The sequence below is a fragment of the Intrasporangium sp. Soil_C_50 genome, assembly GCF_057656595.1.
On sequence record NZ_JBDGKB010000007.1, the window covers coordinates 49,993 to 62,753 of the forward strand.

A 12,761-nucleotide genomic window follows, 5' to 3' on the forward strand; every position below is an offset into this window, starting at 1 on the left:
GACTGCTCTGCGACTGGTCGGCTGCTCCGGTATGCCGCGGCAGTCGACCGGTCTCAGAGCACTGGTGCGGAGGCGCAGCAGTGGCGCGCATCCGCGTGGTCCGTTCCGCCCGGCGTCAGGCGGGCCGGCGACGCCCGTGGCGCTGCGCCGCCCTGGCGAGCGCGGCCTCGAGCAGGGCCCGCACGCGCTCCGGCCGGGACAGGTCGGCCCAGGTCAGGCGGACCACCTCGAAGCCCAGCGATCGGATGCGGTCCTCTCGCTGCTTCTCTGCGAAGAGGACGTCCGGGCCGGTGTACTTGACCTTGCCGTCGAACTCCACGAGCACGCGGGATCCCTCGACGAGGAAGTCGACGCGGTCGGGCCATCCGCTCGCCGTGAGGTCAGCGGTGCCGGGCACCTCGTACTGCGGCACCACGGCGTAGCCGAGCTGGAAGAGCAGCCAGGCCGTCAGCGACTCGCCCGGCGACTCGTGCAACGGCTCCAGCCGAGCGGCTGCGGCCCGCGCGGCCACGATGCCCCGGTGCCCGTCGAGGGCGGTCAGAGCCGCGTCGATCTCCGCGCGAGTGGTCATCCGGCCGCGCAAGGCGGCGTCACCGGCCACGACTAGGGCGCGCCGACTGCGCAGCCCGACCTGTGACACCGCCAGCGCCGGCGCGATCACGTCGTCCCGGACCGCCTCGATGCCCGGCGCTTCTGGGCGCATGTGCAGACGTGCCCATCGACCGAGGTGGGCCGGCACGGACGCGTCGAGCCAGGTGAGGTCGACACGCGTCAGGTCGGGCAGGAACGTCGGCAGGCCCAGCTTCAGCAGGGCAGCGCCGTGGCTCGGCACCGCGCGACCCGCGTACTCCTGCTCGGCTGCTGCTACACGCAACCGCCACAGCGCGCGGTCGTCGACAGGTCGGCCCGGTGCGTACCAGCCGGGTCGCACCCGCGAACAGGCACCGGCACGGAGCAGGCGTCGCAGGGCCGCCGCGTCGAGGCCGAAGCCTTTGGCGGCCGCGCTGGAGAACACGCCGTCGCGGGCGATGAGCTCGAGGTCCACGCGTCCATCGTGGCTGCCGGCCGCCTCACGGCGCAGGGGCCCTGTGGACAACCTCGGGCGACCGGCGTCGGGTGGGGTTGGGTCCGGCCTGGTTCGAATGCCCTGTAAACGAGTGAGTGCCCCGACATCGAACGACTCCCACGGCAGGCCGTGGGAGTCGTTCGATCGCAGAGCATTCGCTCCCGAGAGGGCCTTTCGGGAGGGAGTGAGGGTCAGGCGTTGGCCGGGACCTTGGCGCCCTCTTCCTCCTCGCCCGTCTGGAGCTTGCTGTTGCGGCGCGAGTACCCGAAGTAGATGGCGAAGCCGAGGACCATCCACACGACGAACCGCAGCCATGTCTCGATCGAGAGGTTGAGCACGAGGTAGAAGCAGGCCGCCGCGGAGATCCACGGCACCACCGGGTTGCCCGGAACCTTGAACGACCGCTTGAGGTCGGGCCGCCGCTTGCGCAGGATCGGGATGGCGATCGAGACGAGCATGAACGCCGTCAGCGTCCCGATGTTGACCATCTCCTCGAGCTTGCCGATCGGGGTCAGCGACGCGATGAGGGCGACCGCGGTGCCGATGATGAGCGTCAGGCGCACCGGCGTGCCTGTGCGCTCGCTCGTACGACCGAGCGAAGCCGGGATGAGGTGGTCGCGGCTCATCGCGAAGGTCACGCGGGTCGCGCCGATCAACAGGGTCATGACGACCGTCGTGAGTCCGGCGACGGCTCCCGCCGAGATCAACGTGGCGTACCCCTCCTTGCCCACCGCGGAGAAGGCCGAGGCGAGCGCGGCATCGGGATCGATCTTGTTGTACTTGACCATGCCGGTGATGACGAGCGAGACGGCCATGTAGAGGATCGTGCAGATGATGAGCGAGCCGATGATGCCGATCGGCAGGTCGCGCTGTGGGTTCTTGGCCTCCTCGGCCGTCGTCGCCACGACGTCGAAGCCGATGTAGGCGAAGAACACCACGGCGGCACCCGACATGATGCCGAGCACCCCGAACGTCACCGGCTCGATGCCGGTCAGCCACTGGAACAGCGGCGTCGTCAGGCCGGCGGCGGCCTCGCCCGGCTGCGACGGCGGGATGAACGGCGACCAGTTGTCGCGGTTGATGAAGCCGATGCCGGCAAAGATGACGAACAGGACGATGAAGAGCTTGATGGCGACGAGGGCCAGGTTGACCCGCATCGACTCCTTGATGCCGACCGCGACGAGCACGGTCAGCAGGGCGATGAGGAGAAACGCCGGCAGGTCGAAGTGCGAGCCCGGAGCCAGGGACTCCGGCCACGTGATGCCCAGCTGGTCCAGCAGCTTGACGAAGTACGTGGACCAGCCCTGCGACACGACGCTCGCGCCGAGCATCAGCTCGAGGAGCAGGTCCCAGCCGATGATCCAGGCGACGATCTCGCCGAGGGTCGCGTAGGAGAACGTGTAGGCCGAGCCGGAGATCGGAACCGTCGAGGCGAACTCGGCGTAGCAGAGTGCAGCCAGGCCGCAGACGACGGCTCCGATGGCGAACGACAGGGCGATCGACGGGCCCGCGAAGTCCTTGGCGGCGCGGCCGGTGAGGGTGAAGATACCGGCGCCGATGATGACGCCGATGCCGAAGACCGTGAGGTCTAGCGCGGTGAGTCGCTTCTTCAGGTGGTGCTCGGCCTCGTCGGCCGCGGCCATCGTGGCCTCGATCGACTTGGTGCGGAAGATGCTCATGTGGGCCTCCCGGGCTGGAGTGCTTTCGTCAGCATCTGCCCAACGTAGACCTCATGGGTGCCCACGGCGAGCCCTGCTCTGCGGGAGTCCAACCCGCGATCTGGCGCGTCACAAGTCCTGTTCGACGCGTCGTGCGGGCGGGTATGTCAGGCGGTTTTGGCGACGCGCTCGAGGTCGCGTCGGTCCCGGCCCTCAGGCATCGCGTGAGCCGTTGTCGCCGACCGGCCAGATCGGTCCGGTGTCGGCGCCGCGGCGGCGGCGCTTCAGGTCGTTGCTCTCGTACACCGTCTCGGGCCGAGGACCCCGCTGCACCGGGACGGCTCGCGAGTAGGAGTCGAGCCGCTCCTGGATCGGGTTGTGCGTGCGGTGCACGTCGGGGTAGGCCCGGGGTCCGCTGGGGCTGATGGGGCTCGAGGGCGACGTCGGGCCCCCGAGACCTCCGGGGCCTCCGGGGCCACCGGGGGCGCCGGGACCTCCGGGGGTGCCGGGACCTCTGGGGCCCTGGGGGCCGCCGTCGGGGAAGTCGGGGACCTCGATCTCCTCGTAGTCCTCGTCGCCGGGCGGCGGGGTGATGTGGAAGATCTCGGCGCAGATGATGCGGTAGGTGCGGTCGGGATCCGGCACCCACTTGACCTCGCGCAGGGCCTGGTCCTGGCCGGCACTCTCGAGGACGAACTTGCCGTAGCCGAGGACCCGACCCGGCGGCGTGCGCACGTAGCTCATGTCGGTGACCTTGAGCAGCGGCATCATCGCGACCTTCTTGGTGATGATCCCGTAGCGCAGCAGCAGCCGCTTGTCCGTGGCGAGGAACCAGTGGTTGCCGTAGTCGAAGAGGATCCACAGCAGCCGCAGCAGGACCGCGATGAAGACCCACCAGAAGATGGTCCCGAACGCCTGTGTCTGGCGGGTGACGTTGGAGTCGATCCAGATCGCGACGGCGAGGGCCGCCACGGTGGACGCGACGGGCTCGATCAGCACCGCCCAGTGCGAGTGCACGGCGACGACGAGCTTCTCGCCGGGCAGCAGGACCCGGTCGAGCCCCTTGGGGGTGTCGCGCGTCAGTCGCAGCTGCACGGTGGCCTCCTCACCCGGTTCGGGTCACCGGTTCAGGAGCGAGTTGAAGAACGCGAGGATCGCGTTGAAGCCGTCGACGATGACGCCCCAGATGCTGCTGACGATGTCGGCGGCCTTGGTCGGCGACGTGAAGATGGCGTAGACGAAGAACGCCAGCACGACGATCAGGATGACTTTCTTGGCCTTGGGGCCCATCGTGTGTCGCTCCTTGGAGGGTTGGCCGTGGCTGCCCTGACAGTCACAACGGCACAGGAATGGAACCAGTGTGCCGCAAGTGGTTGCTGTGGCGAGCCACCGGAGCCCGCGTGTTGGGCGCGGGCGTCGATATCCTCGGCGGGTGCCGCGCCCGACCCCGACGTTCGCCGACGAGCTGCGAGACGCCCTGACGCGGGCAGTCCGAGGCGTCGACGAGCGGCAGCTCACGCGCGCCACCGAGGCGCTCGTGGAACGCTACCGCGCCGTGGCCCCTGCCGGCGCGCCGATCCTCGCCTCGCCGGCCCACGTCCTCGCCTATGCGGCCTACCGGATGCCGGCCACGCACGCGGCCCTCGCGCGAGTCCTCGGCGAGGTGGCGGCGTCGGGTTTCGAGCCGGCGTCCCAGCTCGACCTCGGCGGCGGCACGGGGGCGGCGGCCTGGGCCGCTGCGGCGGCCTTCCCGACGCTCGAGCGCATCACGGTGCTCGACCAGGTGGATGAGGCACTGCGGCTCGGCCGCACGTTGGCGGCCGACGCGTCAGCAGCGTCGCTCCGGTCCGCGCGGTTCGACCGCGCGGTGGCCGGACGCTGGCCCGACGAGCGCGTCGACCTCGTCACCGTCTCGTACGTGCTCAGCGAGCTCGACGGGTCGCAGCAGGGGGCGCTGGTCACCGACGCCATGGCGCGTGGTCGCGTCGTCGTCGTGGCCGAGCCGGGCACGCCGGACGGGTACGCTCGGGTGCTGCGGGTCCGCGACGCCTTCCGGACCACGGGGTGGACACTGCTCGGCCCGTGCCCCCACGCCGCGGACTGCCCTCTGGTGCAAGCGGACTGGTGTCACTTCGCTGCTCGAGTCAACCGCTCGGCCGAGCACCGACGCCTCAAGGGCGCCGACCTGTCCTACGAGGACGAGAAGTTCTCCTGGGTGGCAGGGGCCGCTCCGGGCGTCATTGCCACCCAGCCGGACTCGGCCCGAATCCTGCGTCATCCCTTGAAGCGCAAGGGTTTCGTCGAGTTCCAGGCCTGCCGCCCCGACGGCTCCGCGGGCCGGGAAGTCGTGTCGAAGAAGAGCGGCGAGCGTTACCGAGCGGCGCGGGACGCCGAGTGGGGCGACCCGCTGCCGCGCTGACGAGTCGGCCCTGCGGGCCGGACGCGTCGGTCAGACGACGCCGTAGAGGCGGTCTCCGGCGTCGCCGAGGCCAGGGACGATGTAGCCCTTCTCGTTGAGCTTCTCGTCGATGGTGCCGAGGACGACCTTGACCGGGACGCCGAGCGACGCGGTCTCCTGGCGCAGGTGGTCGACGCCTTCGGGGGCCGCGAGGAGGCACACGGCGGTGATGTCGTCGGCGCCGCGCTGGACGAGGTACCTGATGGCGTCGGCCATCGACCCACCGGTGGCGAGCATCGGGTCGAGGACGAAGACCTGGCGGCCCGTCAGGTCGTCGGGCAGGCGGTTGGCGTAGGTGACCGGCTCGAGGGTCTCCTCGTTGCGCTGCATGCCGAGGAAGCCGACCTCGGCGCTCGGCAGCAGCGCCACCATGCCCTCGAGCATGCCGAGGCCGGCCCGGAGGATCGGGACGATGAGCGGCTTGGGGTTGGACAGCTTGATGCCCGTCGTCGCCGCGACGGGCGTCTCGATCTCGAACGGCTCGACGCGGACGTCGCGGGTGGCCTCGTACGCGAGGAGCGTCATGAGCTCCTCGGCGAGGCGGCGGAACGTCGGGGAGTCGGTCCGCTTGTCGCGCAGGTAGGTGAGCTTGTGGGCGATGAGCGGGTGGTCTGCGACGTGGACGTCCATGGGTGGAAACTTAGCGCGTGGCCAAGCGATCCGAGACCCCCGCCGACGAGGCCGTTCCCTCGACCGCCGACACCTACGACGCCTGGGTGGGGGAGGCGCTCGAGCTGGCGGTCGCCACCTCGTCCTCCGAGGACGTGCCGGTGGGCGCGCTCGTCGTCGACGAGGAGGGCGTTGTCATCGGACGCGGGCGCAACGTCCGCGAGGCCGCCGGCGACCCCACGGGACACGCGGAGGTCGTCGCGCTGCGTGAGGCGGCGGCGTCGCGCGGCACCTGGCGCCTCGACGGCTGCACGCTCGTCGTGACCCTCGAACCGTGCGTCATGTGTGCCGGTGCGGCGATCCAGGCGCGCGTCGAACGCGTCGTGTTCGGGGCCTGGGACCCCAAGGCGGGGGCGTGCGGGTCGGTCTGGGACCTGACCCGCGACCCCCTCGCGACGCACAACGTCGACGTCGTCGGGGGCGTCCGCGCGGGCGAGTCGGCCGAGCTCCTCGTCGATTTCTTCGAGGGCCGCAGGCTCGGGTAAGGTCTCCTCTCGGTGGCGTGTCCGAGCGGCCTAAGGAGCACGCCTCGAAAGCGTGTGTGGGGGCAACTCCACCGTGGGTTCAAATCCCACCGCCACCGCCAAATGAAGCAGGACCCCGACACGCTTTTCGTCGGGGTCCTGCTTCATTTATCGAACGCTGCGGGATTTGGGAGGAGTCCACGAGGCGCCGAGGAACGAGGCGCCTCGCGGACGACGGGTCCCACCGCCACCCCCCCATCCCCACCTGAGCGCGACGGCCCGGAGGCAGCCCCGGACGACGCGAATCCCCCCACGCAGGCAGATGATTCGTCGGGCCCGTGCACGACGGACGGTGTCGCAACAGATGCCTCTGACCCTTGTCCGACGGCTCGTCGCGGGAGGAGCATGGAGGGGTGCGCGAAGAGCTGTCTTCCACTGATCACGCACTCAAGATCCGCGTCACGGACCAGCTGCGTCAGGCGTCGGACGTCGACGCGGACCGCATCGGTGTGGCGATCACCGACGGGGCCGTCACCCTGTCGGGTGAGGTCGACACCGACCTGGAGAAGGAGGCCGCCCTGCGCGCGGCGTTCCGAGCCGAGGGGCTGACCGCAGTGGCCGACGAGATGGTCGTCAGGCTGCGCGCCGGGTGCGCCGACGTGGACCTCGTGCGATCCGCGGCCGAGGCACTGGCCTCGGTGCCGGGCATGCCGCCGGACGGCGTTCGTCTCACCGTGCACGACGGCCGGGTGCTGCTGACGGGCTGGCTCAGCTCCCACGACCAGCGCCAGGCGGCCGAGCGGGCCGTGCGAGGCGTCCACGGCGTCATCGCGGTCTTCAACGTGGTCGAGGTCGAGCCCGGTCCTCAGCCGCGATGAGCGTTGAACCGCAGTGGCCTGAGTGACCATCCCCGACCGGCAGACTCACGGCCGGGGGCCGACGACGGGTACAGCTAGAGCCACCGACGCACCCGGGCACGGTAGGCGTCGTAGGCCGGGCCGAACTTGGCCGCCAGATACCGCTCCTCCGGTCGGATCGCGCCCCAGAACAGCACGGCGACGCCGACGGGCACGAGCACGAGTGCCCAGGCCGAGGGCGCCAGCAGCGAGAGCGCGACGTCCAGTGCGATGAGGCCGAGGTAGAGGGGGTTCCGGCTGACCCGGAAGGGCCCCGACTGGAGCAGCTGCGTCGTGGGTCCGCCCGGCAGGACGGACGTGCCCCGCGCGGCCATCACCCACAGCGTCCACCCGTTCCAGAGGACGAACGCCCCGGCCAGCACCCCACCGATCCGGCGTGCCGGGTCGGTCGGGAGCGTGAACGGGTCGCCGAGCGTGTTCGTGAGCACGACGCCGAGCAGCAGCGGCACGCCCAGGGCCACGGGCGGCCACACCCGGAACGACGGGGCATCCACGCCGCGATCGTCCCACTCCGGACCCGCCCACCCCTGCTACTCCACGGCAGCCGATGCGGAAGCTGCGGACGCGCGGCTTTCGCGATTCCTGGGACGCCGCCGCGTACCGGTGCAAATCTGGAAAGTGGTTCGACAACCGGTCGATCTGGCGGTGGCGGCGCGTTGAACAGCGAGCGCGCCGGCGCCGGCAGCGGAGTCGACCCTCGGGTTCGAGGGGACGCCGGTCCCGGGACGAGGCACATCTGCTGACCCGTCCCGGTCGACGGCAAAGGCCCCCGCCGCGTGGGCAGCGCGGTGGGGGCCTTCTCGCGCCCGACGTCAGGCGGCCGGCAGCCGGACCGTGACGCGGAGACCCCCGCCCGGGCGGGGCTCGAGGGTGAGGGTGCCGTCGTGCGCCTCGACGATACGGTCGACGATGGCCAGGCCCAGCCCGATGCCCGAGTGGTCGGAGGGGATGCGGTCGGTGCCGCGTCGGAACGGCTCGGTCAGCGTCGACACCAGCTGACCATGGATCCCGGCGCCCGCGCGGGCTCCGTCACCGGCGCCGTGAGCCTCGTGCCGCTGGAGGACCTGCCCCACATGGGGACCCTCCAGGTCGTCGGCAACCTCCTCCTCCTGGCGGTACCGGGGTTGCTGGCGCCTCTGCGGTTCGCGGCAGTGGCGTCGCTACCGCGGATGCTCGTGGCCGCGGCGGTCGTGTCGGCGTCGATCGAGACCGCCCAGTACGTCCTGCGGCTGGACCGCGTGTCCTCCGTCGACGACGTGCTGCTCAACACCATCGGGGCAGGGCTGGCGGCCCTGGCCTCCCGACGCTGGTGGCACGACGCGCGACCGTGGCGTCGTGAGCAGGGCGGCTGCGACCGCGATCCTGACGTCCCGGCGTGCGCGTCGGGGGACGTCAGTGCTCCACGCAGAACTCGTTCCCTTCGGGGTCGGCCATGACGACCAGCTCGCCGTCGGCGGCGATGATGCGCCCGCCGAGCGCGACGAGCCTCTCGACCTCGGCCTCGACCGGCCCCATGGCCCGGAGGTCGAAGTGCTGGCGGTTCTTGGCGGTCTTGGGCTCCGGGACACGTCGGAACCACAGGTTGGGCCCTCCCCATCCGGCCGGCTCGACCCAGGCGCGGTCCGTGGTGCTGTCCTCGTCGACGTTCGAGCCCATTGCCGCGGCCCAGAAGGCGGCGAGGGCCAGGGCGTCGGCGCAGTCGAACGTCACGGACTTCACGTGAGAGACCATGCTCAGGAATCTAGGCCGACGTGGGCCGCTCAGCACTCAGGAGGGCGAGCCGTGCTCACGGCAGTGCGTCGCGGGTGCTCGGCGGCGGAACGCTACGGGGCCAGATGGGCCAGGGTGCAGTCGTCGAGCCAGCGGCCGTCCCGGCCGAGGACGGCAAGACGCTCGGTGGCCTCGAGAGCGAACCCGTTCTTCACGAGGACGCGGATGGACGCGGCGTTCTCCGCGAACGTCTTCGCGACGATCCGGCGGATCCCGGCTCGGTGCAGGGCGGCGACGACCAGACCGGTCGCCGCGCCGGCGACGCCGTGGTTCCAGTGGTCGGGGTTGACGGAGTAGCCGAGGTAGAAGTCGCGCACGGTCGGCTGGGGTCCCAGCGTCTCGGGCACGTAGCGGCGCCCGCCGATGTCGCCGACGACCTGACCGTCCAGCAGGACGGCGCACAGCAGTGCGTCGGGGTCGGCGCGCCGCTCGGCGATCAGGGACCGCGACTGCTCGAGGGTGTCGACGGTGCGAGTGACGTAGGCCTGGCACTCCGCCCGTCGCTTGTAGTCGAGGAAGGCCGCCGCATCGGCGTCTTCGGCTGGTCGTACGGTGATCCGGTCGTGGGCCAAGGGCCAGGACAGCTCCATGTCGACCGGACAGTAGCCCACGCGCCGCTCAACGACGACGCTCTCGGTGAGGCACGATCGACTCATGGTCGATGACGCCTTCAGCCTGGTTCGCTTCGTGACGGCGCAGGACGCCGGTGGGACCTACGACCGGGCGCTCGCCGAGCTGCGCGCCGGGCGCAAGCAGTCGCACTGGGTGTGGTTCGTCTTCCCGCAGGTGGCCGGACTGGGTCAGAGCCCGACGGCTCGCACCTACGCGGTCAGTGGACTCGACGAGGCCCGCGCCTACCTGGCCCATCCGCTGCTCGGTGCCCGGCTCCGCGAGGCGACGCTCGCCGTGGCCGACTCGGGCTCGCGCGATCCCGTCGAGATGATGGGCTCGGGCATCGACGCCATGAAGCTGCGCTCCTCCATGACCCTCTTCGTCGCGGCGGCGCAGGACGAGGACGACGAGCGGCTCTTCCAGCGGGTGCTCGACCGCTACTTCGACGGCGAGCCGGACCCGCGGACCACGGCCCTGCTCGCCTGAGCCGGGGTGCTGGACCGGCCGGCGGCCGATCGCCCGGCGTTCACGGACTGTTCGGCGAACCGTCCATCGGGGCGGGGTCGGTGGGGGCCGTGGACGGATAGCGTCCTGGGTGCAGGCAGCCGCGACCGCCAGTGCGGTCGCGCCGGACGCCCTGACCACCGAGTTGGTGCTCATGACGTCCTGCCGTCAGCGCGCCCAGCGCCGGACCTGCTTGCGGCAGAACGTCGCCCAGGCGCTCTCGAACTCCGACTCGGCCCGCTCGGCGCGCGTCTGCTCGAGCGCGTGGAGCCGACCGTAGGTGAAGCTGTTCTCGCCGGCGAGGTGCGCCTGGACGCCGAGCTCGCGCAGCCGGACGCGCGCGGTCACCGCGTCCTGGTGGGTGCCGAGGATCTTCTGCACCCGCTTGGCGTCCTTGCCGAGCGAACGAGCCCGCTTGCCCAGCGTCGATGCCGCCGCCTCGGCGGCGTAGCGCAGGCGCTTGGCCTTCTTGCGGGCCTCGTGGTACGCCGCGTCGCTCTCGGCGTGGCCCGAGGCGTCCGCGATGTCCCCGACGGCTCGACGGAGCCGCTCGAGGTCACGGGCCAGCAGTCGCCGTGCCACCTTGCGGGCCGGCTTCGCGGCACCGGGGCGCAGCGGCGGGGTGGCCAGGAGCTCGTCGAGAGTGTCGAGCAGGCGCAGGTAGCGCTCGCCGTTGACCGCCTCGTCGGCCTTCGCCAGCCCGGACTCGTGGTCCGCGCGCAGCTCGTCGTCGATGCGGGTCGCGACCGCCCCCATGACCAGCTCCGGGGGCTCGGTGCCGGTGAGCTCGATGAGGTGCTCGCGCAGCACCTGGGCGTCCCGCGCGGGGGCGAGCTCCTGCCCGAGCCACCGCAGCTCCTCCCGCACCGGATCCGTGACGGGACGGTCGAGGACCGGCCCGAAGGTCGTGAGGGCGGAGCGCAGCGTCCGGGCGGCGATGCGAAGGCGGTGGACCGACTCGGGCAGCCCCGCTCGGAAGCGGGCATCCTGCTCGTGCAGTCGATCGACCTGCTCGGCCACGTGCGTCGCCCACAGCGCGCCGGCCGTCCCGTCGGGGAGCTCCGCGCGGGCCGGCCGGTCCTGCTCGGCGGCGAGCGTGTCACCCAGGGCGCGGGCCAGCTTCGACGCGGTGGCTGCCGGCGCCGCGCCCGCCTCGAGCAGGACGTCGGCGAGGGCATCGAGCACCGCGGCCGGCCCCTGGTCGAGCTCGACCTCCCACTCGCGCCACGCCTGCTCAGGGCCCTCGGTCGCGAGCAGACGCGCTCGCACCGAGTCGTCCGTGACCCGGGCGAGGACGCCGCCGTCGGCGTCGCAGACGGCGTACTCCCGTCGGGCCGTGCTCAGGGCGACGACGGGGGAGAGGGGCCGGTTCCGGGTGACACCACGGGCGCGGCTGCGCAGCTCCTCGGGCAGCCCGTCGTCGGCGGTGCCGAGCGGTACGCGCACCTCCGTCCGGGTGTCCGGCCCGGCGGGCAGCTTGAGGGTCCAGCCGTCGTCGGTGCCGCCGGAGCGCCGGCGCAGCGTCATCCCGTGCCGTGCGAGGTCGTGGTGCGGCGTGTCGTAGTACACGGCCTCGAGACGGAGGTCGTCGGGCTGCTCGACCGAGACCACGCCCTCGGCCGCGGTGAGGTTCGGGAAGACGGTCTCCGTCCCCACGTCGAACTTGAGCTCGGTCTCGTCCACCTGCGAAGCGCCCATGCTCTGATCTTGGTCCGCCGGGCCCCGCAGGCAAAGGCCCATGGCCCTGTTCCGTTCGCCGGGAGGACCGCCGCTGCGCGGTTATCGTGGGCCGCATGGCGACCTTCCGTACCGTGCTCGAGGCGACCGGCGGCAACAACGTCGGCATCGTCGTGCCCGAGGCGACGGTGCTCGCCTTCGACCGCGGCAAGCGCGTGCCCGTCATCGTCACGATCGACGGCGGCTACACGTACCGGACCACGATCGGCGTCATGGGCGGTCGCTACCTCGTCTCGTTCAACGCGGCGACCCGCAAGCAGACGGGCCGCGGCGCGGGTGACGAGGTCGAGGTCGAGCTGGTCGTCGACCCCGAGCGCTGACGGCCGGTCGCACCACTCACGTCGCCTCGCGGTCGACGGGCGCGTCGACCGGGCGTCCGGCCGACGTCGTGGCCCAGCTGGCCAGCAGGGCGAGCGCGTCGGCGGCCGGACCGATCTGGCGCGAGCCGGAGGATGCGATCCTGCTCGCCCCCGAGGAGCTCGGCATCGGGTTCGTGCCGTTCAGCCCGCTCGGTCGCGGGTTCCTGACCGGGCAGGTCACCGCCGAGACGCGGTTCGGGGAGGGCGACGTCCGCGCCACGCTGCCGCGCTTCGGGCAGGAGGCACTGCAGGCCAACCTGGCGCTCGTCGACGAGGTCACGAGCGTCGCGGAGCGCAAGGGTGCGACGGTCGGACAGGTCGCGCTCGCGTGCCTGCTGGCGCAGCAGCCCTGGATCGCCCCGATCCCCAAGACCCGGCGCCCGGCACGTCTGGAGGAGAACCTCGGCGCCATGGACCTCGAGCTCACGGCCGAGGACCTGGACGAGCTGGACCGGGCCTCCGCCGGCATCGAGGTCCAGGGCGACCGGTACCCCGAGGCCATGCAGCGCCTGATCGACCGCTGAGGCCATCGTCCTGGATCACGGGC

At 71.7% G+C, this 12,761-nt stretch carries 17 protein-coding genes and 1 tRNA gene; 8 read left to right on the top strand and 10 right to left on the bottom strand.

Annotated elements, in window-relative coordinates:
* Positions 1–115 precede the first annotated feature (115 nt).
* From AC3A5R_RS15450 to AC3A5R_RS15465, 4 genes are all read right to left on the bottom strand, one after another.
* On the bottom strand, positions 116–1,045 hold the full coding sequence (locus AC3A5R_RS15450) for a type IV toxin-antitoxin system AbiEi family antitoxin domain-containing protein (protein ID WP_487621655.1): 930 nt from the start codon (positions 1,043–1,045) through the stop codon (positions 116–118).
* 212 nt (positions 1,046–1,257) lie between these two features.
* Positions 1,258–2,745, bottom strand: a complete 1,488-nt coding sequence (locus AC3A5R_RS15455; protein ID WP_487621656.1) for an amino acid permease — start codon at positions 2,743–2,745, stop codon at positions 1,258–1,260.
* Positions 2,746–2,937: 192 nt separating this feature from the next.
* Positions 2,938–3,819 carry a PH domain-containing protein gene (locus tag AC3A5R_RS15460; protein WP_487621657.1) on the bottom strand — a complete coding sequence of 294 codons (882 nt, stop codon included), beginning with the start codon at positions 3,817–3,819 and terminating at the stop codon, positions 2,938–2,940.
* Positions 3,820–3,843: 24 nt separating this feature from the next.
* Positions 3,844–4,014 carry a hypothetical protein gene (locus AC3A5R_RS15465; protein ID WP_323097398.1) on the bottom strand — a complete coding sequence of 57 codons (171 nt, stop codon included), beginning with the start codon at positions 4,012–4,014 and terminating at the stop codon, positions 3,844–3,846.
* A gap of 142 nt (positions 4,015–4,156) precedes the next feature.
* Between AC3A5R_RS15465 and AC3A5R_RS15470 the strand changes: the two genes are divergently transcribed.
* On the top strand, positions 4,157–5,143 hold the full coding sequence (locus AC3A5R_RS15470; protein WP_487621658.1) for a small ribosomal subunit Rsm22 family protein: 987 nt from the start codon (positions 4,157–4,159) through the stop codon (positions 5,141–5,143).
* A gap of 30 nt (positions 5,144–5,173) precedes the next feature.
* On the opposite strand, the gene upp is transcribed toward AC3A5R_RS15470, so the two are convergent.
* Positions 5,174–5,812 carry a uracil phosphoribosyltransferase gene (upp, locus tag AC3A5R_RS15475; protein WP_487621659.1) on the bottom strand — a complete coding sequence of 213 codons (639 nt, stop codon included), beginning with the start codon at positions 5,810–5,812 and terminating at the stop codon, positions 5,174–5,176.
* Positions 5,813–5,829: 17 nt separating this feature from the next.
* On the opposite strand from upp, the gene AC3A5R_RS15480 reads away from it, so the two are divergent.
* The 3 genes from AC3A5R_RS15480 (at position 5,830) to AC3A5R_RS15490 (ending at position 7,193) form a co-directional block, all read left to right on the top strand.
* A complete protein-coding gene (locus AC3A5R_RS15480) occupies positions 5,830–6,336 on the top strand; it encodes a nucleoside deaminase (RefSeq protein WP_487621660.1) in 507 nt (168 codons plus the stop codon).
* A gap of 11 nt (positions 6,337–6,347) precedes the next feature.
* A tRNA-Ser gene (locus AC3A5R_RS15485) sits at positions 6,348–6,437 on the top strand.
* A 291-nt stretch (positions 6,438–6,728) separates the two neighbouring features.
* On the top strand, positions 6,729–7,193 hold the full coding sequence (locus AC3A5R_RS15490; protein WP_487621661.1) for a BON domain-containing protein: 465 nt from the start codon (positions 6,729–6,731) through the stop codon (positions 7,191–7,193).
* A gap of 74 nt (positions 7,194–7,267) precedes the next feature.
* Here AC3A5R_RS15490 and AC3A5R_RS15495 read toward each other — a convergent pair whose 3' ends face one another.
* A complete protein-coding gene (locus tag AC3A5R_RS15495; RefSeq protein WP_487621662.1) occupies positions 7,268–7,726 on the bottom strand; it encodes a methyltransferase family protein in 459 nt (152 codons plus the stop codon).
* Positions 7,727–8,044: 318 nt separating this feature from the next.
* The gene (locus AC3A5R_RS15500; protein ID WP_487621663.1) at positions 8,045–8,224 is read right to left on the bottom strand and encodes an ATP-binding protein; all 180 of its coding nucleotides are present in this window, start codon (positions 8,222–8,224) and stop codon (positions 8,045–8,047) included.
* 9 nt (positions 8,225–8,233) lie between these two features.
* Between AC3A5R_RS15500 and AC3A5R_RS15505 the strand changes: the two genes are divergently transcribed.
* Positions 8,234–8,668 (top strand): VanZ family protein, encoded by a 435-nt coding sequence (locus AC3A5R_RS15505; protein WP_487621664.1) that lies wholly within the window; start codon positions 8,234–8,236, stop codon positions 8,666–8,668.
* Here AC3A5R_RS15505 and AC3A5R_RS15510 read toward each other — a convergent pair.
* Together AC3A5R_RS15510 and AC3A5R_RS15515 are read right to left on the bottom strand one after the other, a co-directional pair.
* Positions 8,625–8,963, bottom strand: coding sequence for a VOC family protein (locus AC3A5R_RS15510; protein ID WP_487621665.1), 339 nt, complete (start codon positions 8,961–8,963; stop codon positions 8,625–8,627). The two genes, AC3A5R_RS15505 and AC3A5R_RS15510, sit on opposite strands and share 44 nt — an antisense overlap.
* A gap of 92 nt (positions 8,964–9,055) precedes the next feature.
* Positions 9,056–9,592, bottom strand: a complete 537-nt coding sequence (locus tag AC3A5R_RS15515; protein WP_487621666.1) for a GNAT family N-acetyltransferase — start codon at positions 9,590–9,592, stop codon at positions 9,056–9,058.
* 64 nt (positions 9,593–9,656) lie between these two features.
* Here AC3A5R_RS15515 and AC3A5R_RS15520 point away from each other — a divergent pair, with 64 nt between their 5' ends.
* Positions 9,657–10,100 carry a DUF1810 domain-containing protein gene (locus AC3A5R_RS15520; protein WP_487621667.1) on the top strand — a complete coding sequence of 148 codons (444 nt, stop codon included), beginning with the start codon at positions 9,657–9,659 and terminating at the stop codon, positions 10,098–10,100.
* A gap of 186 nt (positions 10,101–10,286) precedes the next feature.
* Here the strand turns inward: AC3A5R_RS15520 and AC3A5R_RS15525 are convergent, their stop codons facing one another.
* A complete protein-coding gene (locus tag AC3A5R_RS15525) occupies positions 10,287–11,816 on the bottom strand; it encodes a CYTH and CHAD domain-containing protein (protein ID WP_487621668.1) in 1,530 nt (509 codons plus the stop codon).
* Positions 11,817–11,911: 95 nt separating this feature from the next.
* Here AC3A5R_RS15525 and AC3A5R_RS15530 point away from each other — a divergent pair, with 95 nt between their 5' ends.
* Together AC3A5R_RS15530 and AC3A5R_RS15535 are read left to right on the top strand one after the other, a co-directional pair.
* Positions 11,912–12,175, top strand: a complete 264-nt coding sequence (locus tag AC3A5R_RS15530) for a DUF1905 domain-containing protein (RefSeq protein WP_487621669.1) — start codon at positions 11,912–11,914, stop codon at positions 12,173–12,175.
* A 68-nt stretch (positions 12,176–12,243) separates the two neighbouring features.
* Positions 12,244–12,738 (top strand): aldo/keto reductase, encoded by a 495-nt coding sequence (locus AC3A5R_RS15535; protein ID WP_487621670.1) that lies wholly within the window; start codon positions 12,244–12,246, stop codon positions 12,736–12,738.
* Positions 12,739–12,761: the final 23 nt, after the last annotated feature.

Excerpts from the sequence above, each read along its gene's own strand:
- AC3A5R_RS15455 (WP_487621656.1), bottom strand. The coding sequence starts at position 2,745 with ATGAGCATCTTCCGCACCAAGTCGATCGAGGCCACGATGGCCGCGGCC.
- AC3A5R_RS15465 (WP_323097398.1), bottom strand. The coding sequence starts at position 4,014 with ATGGGCCCCAAGGCCAAGAAAGTCATCCTGATCGTCGTGCTGGCGTTC.
- upp (WP_487621659.1), bottom strand. The coding sequence starts at position 5,812 with ATGGACGTCCACGTCGCAGACCACCCGCTCATCGCCCACAAGCTCACC.
- AC3A5R_RS15505 (WP_487621664.1), top strand. The coding sequence starts at position 8,234 with ATGGATCCCGGCGCCCGCGCGGGCTCCGTCACCGGCGCCGTGAGCCTC.
- AC3A5R_RS15510 (WP_487621665.1), bottom strand. The coding sequence starts at position 8,963 with ATGGTCTCTCACGTGAAGTCCGTGACGTTCGACTGCGCCGACGCCCTG.
- AC3A5R_RS15515 (WP_487621666.1), bottom strand. The coding sequence starts at position 9,592 with ATGGAGCTGTCCTGGCCCTTGGCCCACGACCGGATCACCGTACGACCA.
- AC3A5R_RS15520 (WP_487621667.1), top strand. The coding sequence starts at position 9,657 with ATGGTCGATGACGCCTTCAGCCTGGTTCGCTTCGTGACGGCGCAGGAC.
- AC3A5R_RS15525 (WP_487621668.1), bottom strand. The coding sequence starts at position 11,816 with ATGGGCGCTTCGCAGGTGGACGAGACCGAGCTCAAGTTCGACGTGGGG.
- AC3A5R_RS15530 (WP_487621669.1), top strand. The coding sequence starts at position 11,912 with ATGGCGACCTTCCGTACCGTGCTCGAGGCGACCGGCGGCAACAACGTC.